At 36.6% G+C, this 15,978-nt stretch carries 16 protein-coding genes and 1 riboswitch; of the genes, 9 read left to right on the top strand and 7 right to left on the bottom strand.

Features of this window, described 5'->3' with window-relative positions; translation table 11 throughout:
* Positions 1-67: 67 nt before the first annotated feature.
* A complete protein-coding gene (locus OC533_RS06985) occupies positions 68-1,249 on the bottom strand; it encodes a pyridoxal phosphate-dependent aminotransferase (protein ID WP_194323127.1) in 1,182 nt (393 codons plus the stop codon).
* A 152-nt stretch (positions 1,250-1,401) separates the two neighbouring features.
* A riboswitch (SAM riboswitch) is annotated at positions 1,402-1,521 on the top strand.
* A gap of 108 nt (positions 1,522-1,629) precedes the next feature.
* On the opposite strand from OC533_RS06985, the gene OC533_RS06990 reads away from it, so the two are divergent.
* The 5 genes from OC533_RS06990 (at position 1,630) to OC533_RS07010 (ending at position 5,832) form a co-directional block, all read left to right on the top strand.
* Complete coding sequence (locus OC533_RS06990; protein ID WP_194323126.1) at positions 1,630-2,451, top strand: MetQ/NlpA family ABC transporter substrate-binding protein; 822 nt, start codon at positions 1,630-1,632, stop codon at positions 2,449-2,451.
* A gap of 14 nt (positions 2,452-2,465) precedes the next feature.
* Positions 2,466-3,482 (top strand): methionine ABC transporter ATP-binding protein, encoded by a 1,017-nt coding sequence (locus OC533_RS06995; protein ID WP_112120220.1) that lies wholly within the window; start codon positions 2,466-2,468, stop codon positions 3,480-3,482.
* The gene (locus OC533_RS07000; protein ID WP_003760183.1) at positions 3,479-4,141 is read left to right on the top strand and encodes a methionine ABC transporter permease; all 663 of its coding nucleotides are present in this window, start codon (positions 3,479-3,481) and stop codon (positions 4,139-4,141) included. The genes OC533_RS06995 and OC533_RS07000 overlap by 4 nt, the downstream gene beginning before the upstream one ends.
* 90 nt (positions 4,142-4,231) lie before the next feature.
* The gene (locus OC533_RS07005) at positions 4,232-5,011 is read left to right on the top strand and encodes a carbon-nitrogen family hydrolase (RefSeq protein WP_003760181.1); all 780 of its coding nucleotides are present in this window, start codon (positions 4,232-4,234) and stop codon (positions 5,009-5,011) included.
* Positions 5,012-5,160: 149 nt separating this feature from the next.
* Positions 5,161-5,832: a Crp/Fnr family transcriptional regulator gene (locus OC533_RS07010; RefSeq protein ID WP_003770192.1), complete on the top strand. Its 672-nt coding sequence runs from the start codon at positions 5,161-5,163 to the stop codon at positions 5,830-5,832.
* A gap of 62 nt (positions 5,833-5,894) precedes the next feature.
* Here OC533_RS07010 and OC533_RS07015 read toward each other — a convergent pair whose 3' ends face one another.
* The 4 genes from OC533_RS07015 to nrdD form a co-directional block, all read right to left on the bottom strand.
* Positions 5,895-6,677: an ABC transporter gene (locus OC533_RS07015; RefSeq protein WP_194323125.1), complete on the bottom strand. Its 783-nt coding sequence runs from the start codon at positions 6,675-6,677 to the stop codon at positions 5,895-5,897.
* Positions 6,678-6,681: 4 nt separating this feature from the next.
* A complete protein-coding gene (locus OC533_RS07020; RefSeq protein ID WP_194323124.1) occupies positions 6,682-7,341 on the bottom strand; it encodes an ABC transporter ATP-binding protein in 660 nt (219 codons plus the stop codon).
* 237 nt (positions 7,342-7,578) lie between these two features.
* Entirely contained in the window at positions 7,579-8,130 is a 552-nt protein-coding gene (gene nrdG / locus OC533_RS07025) for an anaerobic ribonucleoside-triphosphate reductase activating protein (RefSeq protein WP_003770189.1), read from the bottom strand.
* Complete coding sequence (gene nrdD / locus OC533_RS07030; protein WP_010990320.1) at positions 8,123-10,273, bottom strand: anaerobic ribonucleoside-triphosphate reductase; 2,151 nt, start codon at positions 10,271-10,273, stop codon at positions 8,123-8,125. The genes nrdG and nrdD overlap by 8 nt, the downstream gene beginning before the upstream one ends.
* Positions 10,274-10,563: 290 nt before the next feature.
* Here nrdD and OC533_RS07035 point away from each other — a divergent pair, with 290 nt between their 5' ends.
* On the top strand, positions 10,564-11,664 hold the full coding sequence (locus OC533_RS07035; protein ID WP_003770185.1) for an ABC transporter ATP-binding protein: 1,101 nt from the start codon (positions 10,564-10,566) through the stop codon (positions 11,662-11,664).
* A gap of 40 nt (positions 11,665-11,704) precedes the next feature.
* On the opposite strand, the gene OC533_RS07040 is transcribed toward OC533_RS07035, so the two are convergent.
* Complete coding sequence (locus tag OC533_RS07040) at positions 11,705-12,676, bottom strand: Gfo/Idh/MocA family protein (RefSeq protein ID WP_194323123.1); 972 nt, start codon at positions 12,674-12,676, stop codon at positions 11,705-11,707.
* Between the two features lie 116 nt (positions 12,677-12,792).
* Here OC533_RS07040 and OC533_RS07045 point away from each other — a divergent pair, with 116 nt between their 5' ends.
* The 3 genes from OC533_RS07045 to OC533_RS07055 all read left to right on the top strand — a co-directional run bounded on the left by OC533_RS07045 (position 12,793) and on the right by OC533_RS07055 (position 15,380).
* A complete protein-coding gene (locus OC533_RS07045; RefSeq protein ID WP_003770182.1) occupies positions 12,793-13,614 on the top strand; it encodes a Cof-type HAD-IIB family hydrolase in 822 nt (273 codons plus the stop codon).
* Positions 13,615-13,630: 16 nt separating this feature from the next.
* Complete coding sequence (locus OC533_RS07050; RefSeq protein ID WP_033533509.1) at positions 13,631-14,473, top strand: ComEC/Rec2 family competence protein; 843 nt, start codon at positions 13,631-13,633, stop codon at positions 14,471-14,473.
* Positions 14,474-14,714: 241 nt separating this feature from the next.
* A complete protein-coding gene (locus OC533_RS07055; RefSeq protein ID WP_003760153.1) occupies positions 14,715-15,380 on the top strand; it encodes a Crp/Fnr family transcriptional regulator in 666 nt (221 codons plus the stop codon).
* 34 nt (positions 15,381-15,414) lie between these two features.
* Here OC533_RS07055 and OC533_RS07060 read toward each other — a convergent pair whose 3' ends face one another.
* Positions 15,415-15,918 carry a GNAT family N-acetyltransferase gene (locus OC533_RS07060; protein WP_003760151.1) on the bottom strand — a complete coding sequence of 168 codons (504 nt, stop codon included), beginning with the start codon at positions 15,916-15,918 and terminating at the stop codon, positions 15,415-15,417.
* Between the last annotated feature and the right edge of the window lie 60 nt (positions 15,919-15,978).

Consider the following 15,978-nt stretch of genomic DNA (forward strand, 5'->3'; position numbering starts at 1 on the left):
ATTATAACACATACAGTTAATTATCTGAATTATTACAAGCTATTTTCTCTTAAAATCACATAATCTCTTAATTTTGTGCCACTTTATCAAATAAATGCAGCTTGGAAATTCGTGCAACTGCCTCTTCTAATCGTTTTTCATCCATTAAAAGTCCAACGCGTACATAACCCTCACCGAAAGTCCCGAAACCACTTCCGTCAGCAACAGCTACACTAACCTCATTTAATAAGTAATCCGCGAATTCACTACTTGTAAACTCTTTTGGAACGGGCATCCATGCAAAAAAAGAGCCCGCTGGAGCAATTGCTTCCCAACCAATTTTATCACAAGCAGCTATAAATGCATTTCTACGGCTTTCATAACGAGCATTTAATTCTTGTACACAAGTTTGATCGCCTGTGAGAGCCTCAATTGCAGCATCTTGAATACCTGGGAATAAACTTACATACATATGATCTTGAATGAGGTTGATTGCTTCGACAACGTCTTTATTCCCAACAGCAAATCCTACGCGCCAGCCAGCCATATTGTATGTTTTCGAAAGCGTATAAAGTTCGATTCCAACCTCTTTCGCCCCTGGAGTTTCTAAAAAGCTAATCGGTTTCTTCCCATCAAAACCAATACCACCATAAGCAAAATCATGTGCAATCGTGATATTGTTTTCTTTAGCAAAAGCAACCGTTTCTTCAAAAAAGTGAGTCGTAGCAACCGCGCCAGTGGGGTTATTCGGATAATTTAAATACATCAACTCCGCTTTTTTCGCAATTTCTTCAGGAATTTTATTAAAATCTGGTAAAAAGTCATTTTCAGCAATAAGTGGCATTGTTTCGAACTCAACTTCTCCTAAAACTGCTCCTGATAAATAATCTGGGTAGCCCGGATCTGGTAAAAGCATTACATCACCTGGATCCATTAAACACATTGGCAGTTCAACAAGCCCTGTTTTCGTCCCAAATAAAATGGCTACTTCTGTATTTGGATCGATGGTTACATTATATTCACGCGCATAAAAATCAGCCGCGGCTTGTTTAAGTTCCTGTTTTCCACGAAACAACGAATATTTATGATTCATTGGATTTTCTGAAGCTGTTTTCATTGCTTCCACGATATGCTTGGGTGTTGGCTGGTCTGGATTTCCTTGACCTAGATTAATCACGTCATGACCTTCTGCCACTTTCTTTCCCACTTTTTCTACAAGGCTAGAAAAAAATTGATCTGGTAAATTTTGCAAGCGTTTGGAAATTTTCATTTGGCACCCGTCCTTTTCAAGTTTCATTGATTAAAATAGTAAAGTTTTCTGAAGTATTTGTCCAGTATGATTTTTTTAAAACTTAAAAAAGCATTGACAAATTATCTTAAAATGCGTATATTTTTAACTAACAGGTTTTTCTAAAATATTTTCTCTTATCGAGAGCGGCAGAGGGACTGGCCCGATGAAGCCCGGCAACCTAACTTTATTTAAGCGTAAAGTGAAGGTGCTAATTCCAGCAAAATGGTGTATTCCGTTTTGGTAGATAAGAGGAGCTGGATATGTTCGACTTTCCACTTCTCTATTCTAAATAGAGAAGTTTTTTATTGTTTTCATGAATAAATCTGGATAATCACACAACATACTAGGGAGGAAAAAAGATGAGAAAATTAACAAAAGGGTTAGGAATTTTACTTGCATCAAGCCTTGTTTTAGGATTAGCAGCATGTGGAGGAGGCAGTGACGACAAAGCCTTAAGCACAAAAGAAATCACCATTGGAACAACAGCAGGACCTCACCAACAAATCGCTGAAGAAGTTCAAAAATTAGCGAAAAAAGATGGCCTTGAAATCAAAATCAAAACTTTTGATGATTATAATACACCAAATACAGCTTTAAACGACGGTGACCTCGATGCGAATAACTACCAAACAATCCCGTTCTTAGAGCAACAAAAGAAAGATAAAGGCTACAAATTAGACGTTGCTTTTAAAACAGTAGCATTCCCAATGGGTGTTTACTCTAACGATATTAAAGACTTAAAAGACCTGAAAAAAGGCGACAAAATTGCCGTTCCAAACGATCCAAGTAACGAATATCGTGGCTTAAAACTATTTGAAGATGCTGGCATTATTAAATTAAAAGATGGCGTGGAAGAAAAAGCAACGAAAAAAGACATTGCTGAAAACCCACTTGACCTTGAAATCGTTGAACTTGAAGCTTCTCAAATCCCTGCACAATTAGATGAAGTTGCAGCAGCAGCTATCAATACTAACTTCGCAATGGGTGCTGGACTTTCTATTAATAAAGACGCAATTTACCATGAACCAACAAAAGACAATCCATATCCAAACGTATTTGTTATCCGTAGCGAAAACAAAGATGATGAAGTCGTTAAAACATTAGAAAAATACTACCATTCTGATGACGTAAAAGCATTTATTGAAAAAGAATTTAATGGGTCTGTAGTACCTGCATTCTAGGGAGTTGTTTTATTTTGATCGAATTACATCAAGTTTCAAAGTCATTTAACGTAAATGGAAAAACCGTAGAAGCCGTCAAAAATGTTTCTATTACAGTCGAAAAAGGAGAAATTTTCGGTGTCGTTGGTTACAGTGGCGCCGGAAAAAGTACCCTCGTTCGTTGCATCAACTTGCTTGAACGTCCTGATGCCGGCCAAGTTTTAATTGATGGAAAGAATTTGTCTACCCTCTCAAGTAAAGAACTTCGTGTCGCTCGTCGGAAAATTGGTATGATTTTCCAAGGATATAACTTACTTAAAACCGCAACTGTCTATGATAACATTGCCAAACCGTTAAAATTAGAAGGTGTTCCAAAAGACGAAATCGAGATTCGCGTAAATAAATACTTGTCGATTGTTGGCTTAGAGGATAAAAGAAACAATTATCCAAGTCAGCTTTCCGGCGGTCAAAAACAACGTGTTGCGATTGCTCGTGCTCTTGCGCATGAACCAGAAATTCTTTTAAGCGATGAAGCGACAAGTGCTTTGGATCCTGAAACAACAGAAGCAATTTTGCAGTTGTTACTTAAGATTAACGCTGAGCTTGGCATTACGATTTTCTTAATTACACATGAACTTGATGTCATTCAACGTATTTGTGACCGGGTTGCTGTGATGGAAAATGGACATTTAGTAGAGCAAGGTACCGTTCTTGATATTTTCACCAAAGCAAAACATGCGACAACAAAACGCTTTGTTGGCTCGGAAGCTAGTTTCGACATCCCGCAAGATTTGCTTGAAAAATATGTTGCAACCGGAAAATTAGTTTCACTTCATTTTATTGGTGATGAGGCTGATGAACCTGCGCTCGCTCTTGTATCACGCAAATTCGACGTTCTTCCAAGCATTTTAGCTGGTGGAATAGATCATTTGAAAAACGGAACACTCGGAAAACTACTCGTTCATTTAAAAGGGGACGAAGCCGAATATAGTAAAGCTATTGCTTATTTGAAAGAATCTGGAGTCGTTGTTGAGGAGGTCGAGTTACTATGAGTTTGTTTTTTGAAGAATGGGGACCGATACTTTGGCAAGGATTTTTAGAAACTCTTACAATGACTGGGATTACACTTGTAATTTCACTAGCAATTGGGTTGCCACTTGGCGTATTTTTAACATTAACGCGTAAAGGCGGTCAATCAGAAAATCTGGTTGTATATAGTATTTTGAACTGGGTAATTAATATTTTACGTTCGTTACCTTTCATTATTTTATTATTCTTAATGATTCCGGTAACTCGTTTTGTTGTTGGTACTACAATTGGAATTCAAGGTGTGATTATGCCACTTGTTGTATTCACCGCACCTTATATCGCTCGCTTGATGGAGTCTGCCCTACTTGAAGTTGACCGTGGTGTTATTGAAGCCTACCAAGCAATGGGGATTTCAACGCCAAAAATCATTTGGAGCGTAGTTATTCGCGAAGCTCGGTCTGGTATCGTTCTTGGCTTAACGATTGCTACAATTGGTCTTATCGGCGCAACTGCAATGGCTGGACTTGTTGGGGCTGGCGGACTTGGAACGATTGCATACCAATATGGTTTCCAGCGTTTTGAACCGACTGTCATGTACACAACGATTATTATTTTAATTATCATGGTACAAGCACTACAATCATTCGGAAATTTCTTATCTAGACGTCTTAAAAAAGATTAATTTTACTACTAAGAGCTTGGTGCGTAGTGTTCCGGTATGGACTCGCCACCAAGCTTATGTTATTTTTAAAAGAAAAAGGGAGCGAAGAACATGTGGAAGTTGGCATTATGTCAAACCGATGTAGTTTTTAAATATCCGGATGCAAACTATGCACGGATTGAAAAAGCAATTGTTGAAGCTGCTGAAAATGGGGCCGATATAGCAGTTTTACCAGAAATGTGGAATACAGGTTATGCTTTAAATGAATTAGCTGGGGTTGCTGATTTAAATGGGGAGAGAACAAAAGAATTTTTAGCTGGCCTTTCAGAAAAACACCAAATCGCTATAATTGGCGGCTCGGTTTCTATTTCAGAAGGAAGCAAGTTTTCCAACACGATGTACGCTTTTGATAAATATGGCGGACTACTTTCTTCATATAAAAAGGTACACTTATTCCAACTTATGAATGAACACTTATACCTAGAACCTGGAAATGATAAAAATCTATTTCGACTAGATGGTATTTCTTGCGCAGGGTTCATTTGTTATGATATTAGATTTCCTGAATGGATTCGCAAACATACTTCAGAAGGCTCAGAAGTTATTTTTGTTTCTGCGCAGTGGCCAGCTGAACGCATTAAACAATGGGAACAACTACTTATTGCTCGTGCGATTGAAAACCAAGCTTTTGTTGTTGCTGTCAACCGGGTTGGCGATGATCCTAATAATCATTTTAACGGTCATTCGCTCGTTATTGATCCACTAGGAAATGTTATTGTTCATGGTGGCGAAGAAGAGGGCAATATTTATGCTGAAATCGACTTGAATTTAGTCGCTGAAACTAGAGGGATAATTCCTGTTTTTACCGACCGTCGTCCTGAACTATACTAAAATCAGAATAGCGTTTTTTTACAATTTCTCATTAAATCTTCAAATTTCCACCAATAAAGTGGCAATTTGGTATCATTTATGTGGATTAAATTTTGTTAATTTTGTTATTATATATTATAGTTAACGAAAGAGTAAAGGAGCTGCTAACAATGGATGCACTATTTAACCACAAAGAATTCATTCGGTTATCTCACGAAGGTAACATCAACTACGAAAAATTAAAAGTTCCAAAAAACACTGAATTAGTTAATACAGCCGATCAAAGAAATAGTCATGTCTATTTAATTATCGACGGATTTGTTTCCATTTCTATGAACCCAGAATCAAACAGTATTTACACGATTCTTGGAAAAGGCTCCTTCGTCAATTACTATAGTCTATTCCAAGGAAATGTAGATGACTTTTTATTTAAAACGATATCGACTTGTACGGTTTATAAATACACGTTTAAAGATTTAGAGTATTTTCTCTCAATGTTTCCAGAGAACTTTGGTTTTCAATTTTTCATTATGCGTGACTTGGCTCGCCATGCTTTCTTCAAAAGCCTTTCATCCGAAACAAGTTCCTCCGATAAGTTAGAGCTATCTTTTATCAACATCGGAAAACTTCACGGCACTCCATATGAAAAAGACAGTGTCATTTTACCAAAAGAAATGCGCACTAGTGTTATAGCCGCTTACAGTAATCTTTCAAAAAGCAGTTTTTACAAACAATTAGCGCGTTTAAAAGACCAGGGAAAAATATGGAAAAACGATAGAGAATGGGTTCTTAAGAATAAAGAGGTATATGATTATTTAAAAGCAAGAGAAATTGATGTATAAAAACTCCATCTGCGTTATAGATGGAGTTTTTTCGTTTTTCTTACAAGACGATTAGTTATCTTTTAAAAAGTATCAAAACTACCACCAGTTCTTTCTTTTTTTAACGAATAATTAAAGAATATCAGTCCTACAATAAGCCAAATTGTATTTATAAATAAATTTATGCTTAGGAGACCTAAATCGGCTTTGCCAGAAACATACAGATTGCTCGTAAAATCCACGCCCGAAGTAAATGGTATGATATAAATGATTTTTGGTAGACCCACGATAAATGTATTGGAAAAAATGATTAAGGCGCCCGCAAACAAGTTTACGAAATTCCCTAAACTCTTCTCTTTAACCGCATAACCGCCGAATACCAGCCCTATTCCAAACATTCCTATAACGGACGGCAAAAGGATGATGATTGATAAAAAGATGAATGGAACTTGCGACCAACTAATTTTGTCAGCGAAAATGGAAATAAGGACAACTACCAAAAGAATGATAATCGTTTCTAAAATACTGATTAAAAGTAGCAAAAATGATTGTACAGGATAAGGTAGTATACTTTGAACTTTGGGTTCCAGTAGTCCCATCTTGGCATCCGTACTAATCCAGTTGGCCGTATTCGATAATGCCATATCAGAAAATGCCCAAAACATATATCCAATTAATAAAAGAATAGGGCCCTGGATTGCAGAAGCGCCATAAAACTTAGTTACTGAACTGCTATCATTTAACATTAATATTGCCAGATATACACCAGTAAACATTATTAATTCCGAAACAAGGTTTTTCTTGTACTTAAAAAGAATAAGAATATTTGCTTTAAGTGTTCCTATACAAGCCCCAAAATAATCCATTATACTAACATCCTTCCCAATAAATCTCACCGTTTTTTTCAAAAATTATTCTCTCTATATTCGGCATATCTAAAAATCTTTTATCATGAGAAATTAATACTATCTTTTTTTCTAGCCTTAATTTAGCCAGAATTTCAATAAATGCATAAAAACTCTCATCATCCAACCCGTTTGTAGGTTCATCCAATAATAATAGCTGACAGTTCGAACATAACGCAGACAAGATAAATACTTTCTTTTTTTGGCCTGTAGATAGCTTTTCTGCTGGCATTTCTAAAATATCTTTGCAATTTAATTTCTCACAGTAATTAGATAGTTTTTTTAACACATCGTTTTTATTTGTACCTTTTAATGATGTTAAATATTCAATATTTTGTCTGCCGTTCAATTTATAAAACATGCCTCGTTCTGCACTAGATAAATAGTACGTAGTTCTCTTTGTCCATTTTGAAAAATTGGTATGGTTTGAAATCTGTAATGTTCCTTCGTCAGGTAAAATAATTCCCGCTATTATTTTTGCTAATGTTGATTTCCCTGAACCATTCATTCCCGTTATTAAAGTTATTTTACGATTAAAATTAATTGTAATACTCAAATTATTTATTATAGTCTTGTCGTCGTATTTCTTTTTTAGGTTATGTATGTTCAAACTAATATCTTCCAAAATATTATTCTCTCCATTCTAGAAATAATGTTAATTAAATCCATTCAATACCGTTTTCAAATTTTTCGAACTATTCACCCGATTTCTTTCATTATATCATCAATGCGTTTTCATTTTGTGAGCTTTTTGTGAACCTTTACGTTAAAAATTAGTCAATTGCTAGCTTTTTTAGCGTATTTTATGCCTAAATAAGTGTTCACATTTATTAAAAAAGCCCTCCGTGATAGAGGGCTCCTTTCACAATTCATATAACACTACTTCATCAGCAGCAAGTGATTTTTGTACATCAATAATTCGTTGGTTGCTGGAACCACGGAATGCTAAGTTTGGATCGAATAGCTTTTGTTCAAAGCGGCCATCTACAAGGACATCTATTAAGGATAAAAGTTCGAGTTTGTCAGTTGTTTCTTGCATCATTTCATCCCAAGTGTAGCCTGTCCATGACCAAATATCTTTCGTTTTCCCATATGTCGCGCGGATTCGTTTCACGACAGACAGGCAAGTGGCGGTATTTAAAAATGGTTCCCCGCCAAGCAAAGTCAGACCTTGAACGCTCTCATGTCCGATGTCTTTTAGAATATCGTCTTCTAATTCTTTTGTGTAAGGTTTGCCGTATTTAAATGATTGCGCGGCCTTGTTGTAGCAGCCTTCGCAGTGGAAAGGACATCCAGAAACATATAAACTGCACCGGACACCCTCCCCGTCGACAAAGTTGAATGCTTTATAGTCGGCGATATACCCTCTGGATAATTCATTCGACTTCCATTCGCACGGTTTTGGATTATTCACCTAAGTTCTCCATATGTTTCACACGATTGCTAATTTCTACGTGGCGTCCATGAACCATTGGACGTTTCATCGGATTACCTAAATAACCACAAGTACGTTTTACAACATCTGCTTTTTCAGGATCAGTGTTTCCACAGCTTGGGCATTTAAAGCCTTCTTCTGTAGGAACAAATTCACCTTCAAAATCACATTCGTAACATTTATCAATTGGTGTATTTGTACCAAGGTAAGCTACACGATCATAGGAGTAATCCCATACAGCCTCAAGTGCTTTCGTATTGTGAACCATTTTTGGATACTCACAATAATGAATGAATCCGCCAGAGCAAAATTCTGGATAATCTTTTTCAAAATCGATTTTTTCAAATGGTGTGATTTTTTTACGAACATCATAATGGAACGAGTTTTGATAATAGTCTTTATCTGTAATGTCTTTAATTACGCCATATTTTTCTTTGTCTAAACGGTTGAAACGGTCCGTTAAGCTTTCACTTGGAGTCGAATATACGCTAAACCAGTAGCCATATTCATCTTTCCAATTATCAGCATAGGCTTTTAGTTCTTTCACAATATCAAGCGTGAAGTTTTTTGCTTCTTTGTCGCCTTCCCATTCGCCGCCATAAAATACAGTTGCAGCTTCGTAAAGACCGATATAGCCGATAGAAATAGTAGAACGTTCTTTATTGAACAGTTGATCTACATTTTCACCGTCTTGTAGTCGTTTGCCAAAAGCTCCATATTTATAAAGAATTGGCGCGTTTTCTGGACGAGCTTGACGAACACGATTTAAACGGAAAAGTAGCGCATCTTTGACTGTTTTCATACGTTCGTGGAAAATTTCCCAGAAACGTTCTTTGTCTCCGCCACTTTGAATGGCGATTCGCGGAATATTAAGCGTTACAACCCCAAGATTGTTTCGTCCCGCGTTAACATGTTCCCCGTTTTCGTTCTTCCAAGCTGGTAAAAATGAACGGCAACCCATTGGTACTTTGAAATCGCCTGTTAAACGAACGAGGGAATCGTAGTTAAGTACATCTGGATACATCCGTTTTGAGGAACATTCCAGCGCTAATTGTTTGATGTCATAGTTAGGATCTTCCGCATTTAAATTAGTTCCACGACGAATCGAAAATACTAATTTCGGGAAAATGGCAGTATGTTTATCTTTACCAACGCCGCCAATACGCACTTTTAAGATTGCTTTTTGAATTTCGCGAGCAAACCAATCTTCCCCAAGACCGAAGCCTAGTGTGACGAATGGAGTTTGGCCATTACTTGTATATAATGTATTGATTTCATATTCTAAGCTTTGCATTGCATCGTAAATATCTTTGCGTGTTTTTTCCGCTGCGTAACCTTCTTGTTTTTCTGGAACGACCCATTCAGCCGCATCTTTTTTGTGTTTTTCAAAGTTTAAGCGAGCGTAAACGGATAATACTTCATCAATGCGGTCAACTGAGCAGCCGCCGTACTGTGAACTTGCTACGTTTGCGATGATTTGAGCAATTTGTGCTGTAGCTGTTTGGATTGATTTCGGGCTTTCTACGTTGGCATTACCAATCGTAAATCCTTTTGATAACATTCCTTCGATGTCGATTAAACAACAGTTTGTCATCGCATGGTATGGACTGTAGTCTAAATCGTGAAAATGAATTTCCCCTTTTAAATGAGCGTTCGATACGTGTTTTGGTAGCATGTATTTTAAGGCATAGCTTTTTGCTACGGCTCCTGCTGTCAAATCGCGTTGTGTATTGAAAACAGTCGCATCTTTATTTGCATTTTCGTTCACTACTGTTTTATCTTTTTGTAGTAATTTTTCTACGCTTTTGTGCATATCTGTGATGTTTTCGCGCTCGTGATCCCGGTCGTGACGATACTCTATGTAAGCCCTCGCTACATCAGGATACGTCGATTTCATTAAAGTGTTTTCGACGCATTGCTGGATTTCATCGATGGTCATATCTGTCTTGTTAGGTAATTCACTTACAACCTCAAGCAAAATCTCTTCTAAAAAAGTTTCGTCCTCTAATTCAATTGCTTTCATGGATGCTTCAACGGCATTACGAATTTTAATTAAATCAAAGTTTGCTTTGCGGCCATCCCTTTTTATCACCATTTGTTCATTAAGTTGTTCCACGTACATGATAATCCCCCACTAACTATATATTGTGTCTGCTATAATAATATAACACAAGATAAAGTTTTTTTGTAATGATATCTGGGGATTTTTTTGAATTGGGACTAAAGAATTAAAAGCCATGAAAAATCTTTCACATAAAAGGTCTTTTGTCACTTTACTTCTTTTTATTTTTTTGCTACTTATGCAAGTTGCCCAACAGATGAATTTTTTCTTTGTGCAAATTGCCATAGTTTTTGTAAAGCGTTTTCATATACAATAAACACAAGTTAAAAAATAGAAAGAGGCGAAGTAAGTTGGCACAATTATCATTAGAACATATTTATAAAATATACGATAACAAAGTAACTGCGGTATCTGACTTTAATTTAGAAATCGATGACAAAGAGTTCATCGTTTTTGTAGGACCATCAGGTTGTGGTAAATCTACAACTTTACGTATGATTGCTGGATTAGAAGAAATTTCTAAAGGCGAACTATCTATTGATGGTAAAGTAATGAACAATGTTGCGCCAAAAGACCGCGACATCGCAATGGTATTCCAAAACTACGCATTATATCCACATATGACTGTATATGATAATATGGCATTCGGTTTAAAACTTCGTAAAATGCCAAAAGACGAAATTAAAAAACGTGTTGAGCATGCAGCAAATATTCTCGGCTTAACTGAATACTTAAAACGTAAACCAAGTGCACTTTCCGGTGGTCAACGTCAACGTGTTGCTCTAGGTCGTGCAATCGTTCGTGACGCAAAAGTCTTCCTAATGGATGAACCACTTTCCAACTTGGATGCGAAATTACGTGTGCAAATGCGTGCGGAAATCACAAAACTTCACCAACAATTAGATACTACCATGATTTACGTTACCCATGACCAAACAGAAGCAATGACAATGGCAACTCGTATCGTTATCATGAAAGACGGTGTAATCCAACAAGTTGGTTCACCAAAACAAGTTTACGATCACCCAGTGAATATGTTCGTAGCCGGCTTTATTGGTAGCCCCGCAATGAACTTCTTCAAAGGTCGTTTAGAAGGTTCTAACTTTATCGGTGATGATTTCACTATCGCTGTTCCAGAAGGTAAACTTAAACTTCTTAAAGACAGAGGATTTGACGGTAAAGAAATCGTTTTCGGTATTCGTCCAGAAGACATTCATGATGAACCAATCGTTATTGAAGCAAACCCAGGTTACACTTTCAAAGCGACTACTATTGTTGCCGAGCTTACTGGTGCTGAATTCATGCTTCATAGCCGCGTTGGTACACACGAATTCGTAGCTCGTGTTGATGCTCGCTCTGAACACCAACCAAATGAAGTATTAACTTTAGCATTTGAAATGTCTAAATCTCACTTCTTTGACCCAGAAACAGAAGATAACTTAACTGACTAATATACTTAAAAAACCCCCGCCACATATGGCGGGGATTTTCTTATTTTTCAAAAGGAAATTTAATTCCCCACTGCGACCTAACATCACTCATAATCGCGATAACATCATTCGTTAATTGATAGGTTGTATTTTCTCCAGTTGCAATACTTTCTTCCATTGCTGTAATTTCATATTCTAATGCTTTATCTGTTTCACCCGCTTCGATTTCTTCTACGTTTCCTGTCGCAGTGTAAGTAACCGTTGCTCGGTCTGCCCGCGGATACTCATCTACAGTGATAAATCCTTCTTCACAAGCTATAACACCGCGTTTTGGTACTTTAGCTCGGAAAGAAAGCGACACTACGGCCAACTCTTCTTCTTTGTTCTTCAGTAAAATACCTGATTGTTCGTCTACGCCCGTCTCAAATTTCTTCATCGTCGTTAATACTTCATCAGGTGCCGCGCTTAAAAAGTAACGCGCGAAACTCAATGCATATGTACCAATATCAAGTAATGCCCCACCAGCTAAATCCATATTATAGAAACGATTTTTCGGATCCTTTTCCTTAGCACTGCCGAAAGCTACTTGGATAATTTTAAGTTTACCAATTACGCCTGAATCAACTATTTCTCGTAATTTCTTATAAAGCGGCATATGGAAAATCGTCATGGCTTCCTTAACAATCAGCCCTTTTTCCTTAGCTAATGCATTTATTTCATTCAGTTCCACACTGCTCACAGTAATCGCTTTTTCTGCTAAAACATGTTTCCCATTATGTAAACTTTTCATAATAAATTCGTAGTGGTTAGAATGAGGTGTAGCAATATACACTACATCAATCATAGGATCAGCAAGCATCGCATCAAAATCATCGTATACATTTTCAATCCCGTATTGATTTGCAAAAACTTGTCCCTTCTCTAAACTTCTTGCTCCTACTGCATAGATTTCGCGATTTAACCCTTGCATCCCTTCCGCAAATTGGTGCGCAATCGAACCTGGTCCAAGAATTGCCCAGTTAAGCTTTTTCATCGTGGAATTCCCCCAAATATTTATTTTCGAACTTGTCAAAAACTATTGTATCATATATAACTATTCCGATTCGCACATGGTATACTTATGTTATTAACTAAAAAGGATGATTTTATTTGACTAATAAATATTTAATTTGTTCGGATATTGATGGTACACTACTGCGCCAAGATCAGACTGTTTCTGAAAAAACACGTGATTTAATCCAAACTTTAGAAAATGACGGTCATATTTTTTCAATTTCTACTGGACGGATGTATCGTTCCGCACGTGAAGTAGGTTTTCAAGTTAGTAAGTCTGGTCATGTTATTGCATCCAATGGTTCTTATGCAGCCATTCGTGACGAAGAGTTTCTTAAAACCACTTTAGAAGAAAAAGCCATTCGTGAAACATATGATATTATGCGCGATTTTGATTTACCACTATTTTTCTTCTCTACAAATACATTATTCTACACAAAAGAACCACCTGAGTTTTTCCGAGAGCTTGCTGATAAAAGCCGACTCGATACTGGACATAATAGTTTTTCACTCGTTTCTATTAATGATTCGCATGTTTTTGATGAAAACATGAATCAATTTTTAAACGCCATCGTAGTTTCAGAGGACGATACGTCTCGACTAGCCGATGTGCGTCAAGCGTTAAATCAAGCAAATGGAATTCGCGTACTTTCCTCTCACCATAATAATTTAGAGATTCTCCCTGCTAATTCTGACAAAAAAACTGCTGTGGAAGCGCTTGGAAAATATTACGGTATTCCTAGAGAAAGAATTATCACATTTGGTGATGGTGAAAATGATATTGGCATGCTACAATATGCAGGAACTGGTGTTGCAATGGCTAACGCAAGCGATAATGTCAAAGCAGCAGCAAATCAACTTACAGACACGAATGAAGCAGACGGGGTTTACAAATTTCTAAAAGAATTCATTTCATAGGAAAAGAGGAAAAGGGATGAAAAAAGGGATTTTAAAGTTGTTTCTAGTGTTAGCTTTAGTAGCTGGGATTTCGGTACCAAGCTCCATTCAAGCCGAAGCCGCAACACCAACAATAAAAGTGCATTTCATTGATGTTGGTCAAGGGGATGCCATTTACATCAAGGCTCCTAGTGGCGAAGATATTTTAATCGATGCCGGCAACAAAGGAAAAGGGAAGATTGTAGTTAACTATTTGAAGAAATTAAAAGTAAAAGATATTGAAGTCATGGTTGCTTCTCACCCAGATGCAGATAATATTGGCGGTCTGCCCGAAGTGATGAATAGCATTAAAGTCAAGAGCCTCTATGCGCCAAACTCCACAAACACAACAGCTGCTTACAAAGATTTTGTCAATACAGCTAAAAAGAAGAAACTACCAATCAAAACGGCAAAAGCTGGTGTGAAATTACCAATTAAAGGTGTAAACGCACAATTTGTAGGTCCTGTAAAAACATACGGAAAAACAGATCGCAATAATTGGAGCGCTGTCCTTCACCTAACTTATAAAAAAAATACCTTTCTTCTCACTGGAGATGCTCAAACAAAAGCAGAAACAGATATGATAAAAGCGAAGAAAACTTTACGAGCTGACGTGTTAAAAGTAAGCACTCAAGGCTCAAAAACAGCTACTAGTAAAGCTTTCGTCAATGTTGTAAAACCAAAATATGCGATAATAAGCGTTGGTAAAAACGGCTACGGCCACCCTACCTCGCAAACGGTTACCACATTAACCAAAGCAAAAGCAAAAGTTTACCGGACAGACCGCAACAAAACCATCGTTGTTACTGGTAATGGCGCTAATTATACAATAGGAAAATAAATTATTTAAAAGAGCTAGGAATGCACAACTGCTGTTATTCCTAGCTCTTTGCTGTTATTTATTTTTTTAGACGTTTTACCTCACAAATGTGGCAAAAATATTACGATTACTTTTCTCACAAACGGGTAATTGCATAAGACAAGCTATTTAAAGGGTCTTTTTTTAGTACCTTTATTCACTTGTACGATGATACAATATACTTGTGTACATACAACTGAACCTGAAGGAGACGAAATAAAAGATGGCCTATCCATTTAATCACAAAGAATTTGTTACAATGATGGAACAGTACAATTTAAAATCCAACAGCATTACTATACCAGAACACACGGTACTAAATGATTTAGTTCTCGAAAATAAAGACTGCGTTTATTTATTAAAATCCGGTATATTAGCAGGATATATCGATTTTGACAATGATAAAATTTATTCTATATTTACTTCTAATTTTTTCATGGGTTACTACACCATTTTCCAAAATAGACCTCTTGTTTTGACGTACCAAACTTTAACAGAATGCGAAATCATCATCTACAAGAAAAAAGACATTGAGTATTCTCTTTCCCTATTCCCTGAAAACTTTGGCTTCCAGTATACAATTATGCGATCTATTGCTAAACACGGCTATTACAAATCACTTCTACAATATCGTGATAAAAAAGACCAATTAGCTTTTGTTTTTGAAATGCTTATTAAAATCCTGGATATACAACCTGAAGACGGCGTAGCGATAATCCCTAAAGCAGTCAGCACAACCGTTATTAAAAACTACTGTACGCTTTCAAAAGCATTTTTCTATTCTCAATTAAAAGAATTAAAAGAAGCTGGTATTATTTCAAAAGTAAAACTACAATGGCATGTTAATATGGAAGCACTTCTAGAAAGAAATAATGATGCTATAAGATAAGGAAAAGGATGCAGCATATACGCTGCATCCTTTTTTATTTAATATCAATAGTGTAAATATCAACTTCTTGCTCTTTTCCACCATATGTCGCTTGTTTCGTTTCTTGTTTCGAATAACCTAGATGTTCGAAAAATCCGCGTCCTTTTTCATTTTCAGCTAGAACTCCAAGTGCTAAGGAATCGGCTCCACCATCATTTGCCCATTCTTTAATAGTTTGGTGAAGTACTTTTCCAAGGCCATTGCCACGAGCGTCTGGTGTTAATAATAATAGGCCAATAAACCAGCGACCTTTTCTCGGATAATCAGAAACAATATCTACTAAGCCGATTGGTTTTTCATTTTCATCCAATACCGCCAGTATAAATTTATCGAATCTTGTTTTCCCGTCTGGAATTTCTGTGATAATTTTTAATGCATCGCTTTTTGATGCGGGTTTATTTTGTTCAATTAAATAATAATCTTCTGATGCCGCGCAAACTGCCTCTGCAAGTTCTACATCTTTTTCATTTAAAAATTTCACATGATAATTACGTTTCATTATTTCACTCTTTTCTTTTATCAAGTTTCCATGTCAATCATGCCATAAATTCCCTGTCGT

Source organism: Listeria sp. Marseille-Q6474, from assembly GCF_946902005.1.
Taxonomy (GTDB): domain Bacteria; phylum Bacillota; class Bacilli; order Lactobacillales; family Listeriaceae; genus Listeria; species Listeria innocua.

What these genes read in the sequence shown, in the direction of transcription:
- OC533_RS07000 (WP_003760183.1), top strand. Translation starts at nt 3,479, where the DNA reads ATGAGTTTGTTTTTTGAAGAATGGGGACCGATACTTTGGCAAGGATTT.
- OC533_RS06990 (WP_194323126.1), top strand. Translation starts at nt 1,630, where the DNA reads ATGAGAAAATTAACAAAAGGGTTAGGAATTTTACTTGCATCAAGCCTT.
- OC533_RS07060 (WP_003760151.1), bottom strand. Translation starts at nt 15,918, where the DNA reads ATGAAACGTAATTATCATGTGAAATTTTTAAATGAAAAAGATGTAGAA.
- OC533_RS07055 (WP_003760153.1), top strand. Translation starts at nt 14,715, where the DNA reads ATGGCCTATCCATTTAATCACAAAGAATTTGTTACAATGATGGAACAG.
- OC533_RS06985 (WP_194323127.1), bottom strand. Translation starts at nt 1,249, where the DNA reads ATGAAAATTTCCAAACGCTTGCAAAATTTACCAGATCAATTTTTTTCT.
- OC533_RS07015 (WP_194323125.1), bottom strand. Translation starts at nt 6,677, where the DNA reads ATGGATTATTTTGGGGCTTGTATAGGAACACTTAAAGCAAATATTCTT.
- OC533_RS07040 (WP_194323123.1), bottom strand. Translation starts at nt 12,676, where the DNA reads ATGAAAAAGCTTAACTGGGCAATTCTTGGACCAGGTTCGATTGCGCAC.
- OC533_RS07010 (WP_003770192.1), top strand. Translation starts at nt 5,161, where the DNA reads ATGGATGCACTATTTAACCACAAAGAATTCATTCGGTTATCTCACGAA.
- OC533_RS07050 (WP_033533509.1), top strand. Translation starts at nt 13,631, where the DNA reads ATGAAAAAAGGGATTTTAAAGTTGTTTCTAGTGTTAGCTTTAGTAGCT.
- OC533_RS07005 (WP_003760181.1), top strand. Translation starts at nt 4,232, where the DNA reads ATGTGGAAGTTGGCATTATGTCAAACCGATGTAGTTTTTAAATATCCG.
- nrdD (WP_010990320.1), bottom strand. Translation starts at nt 10,273, where the DNA reads ATGTACGTGGAACAACTTAATGAACAAATGGTGATAAAAAGGGATGGC.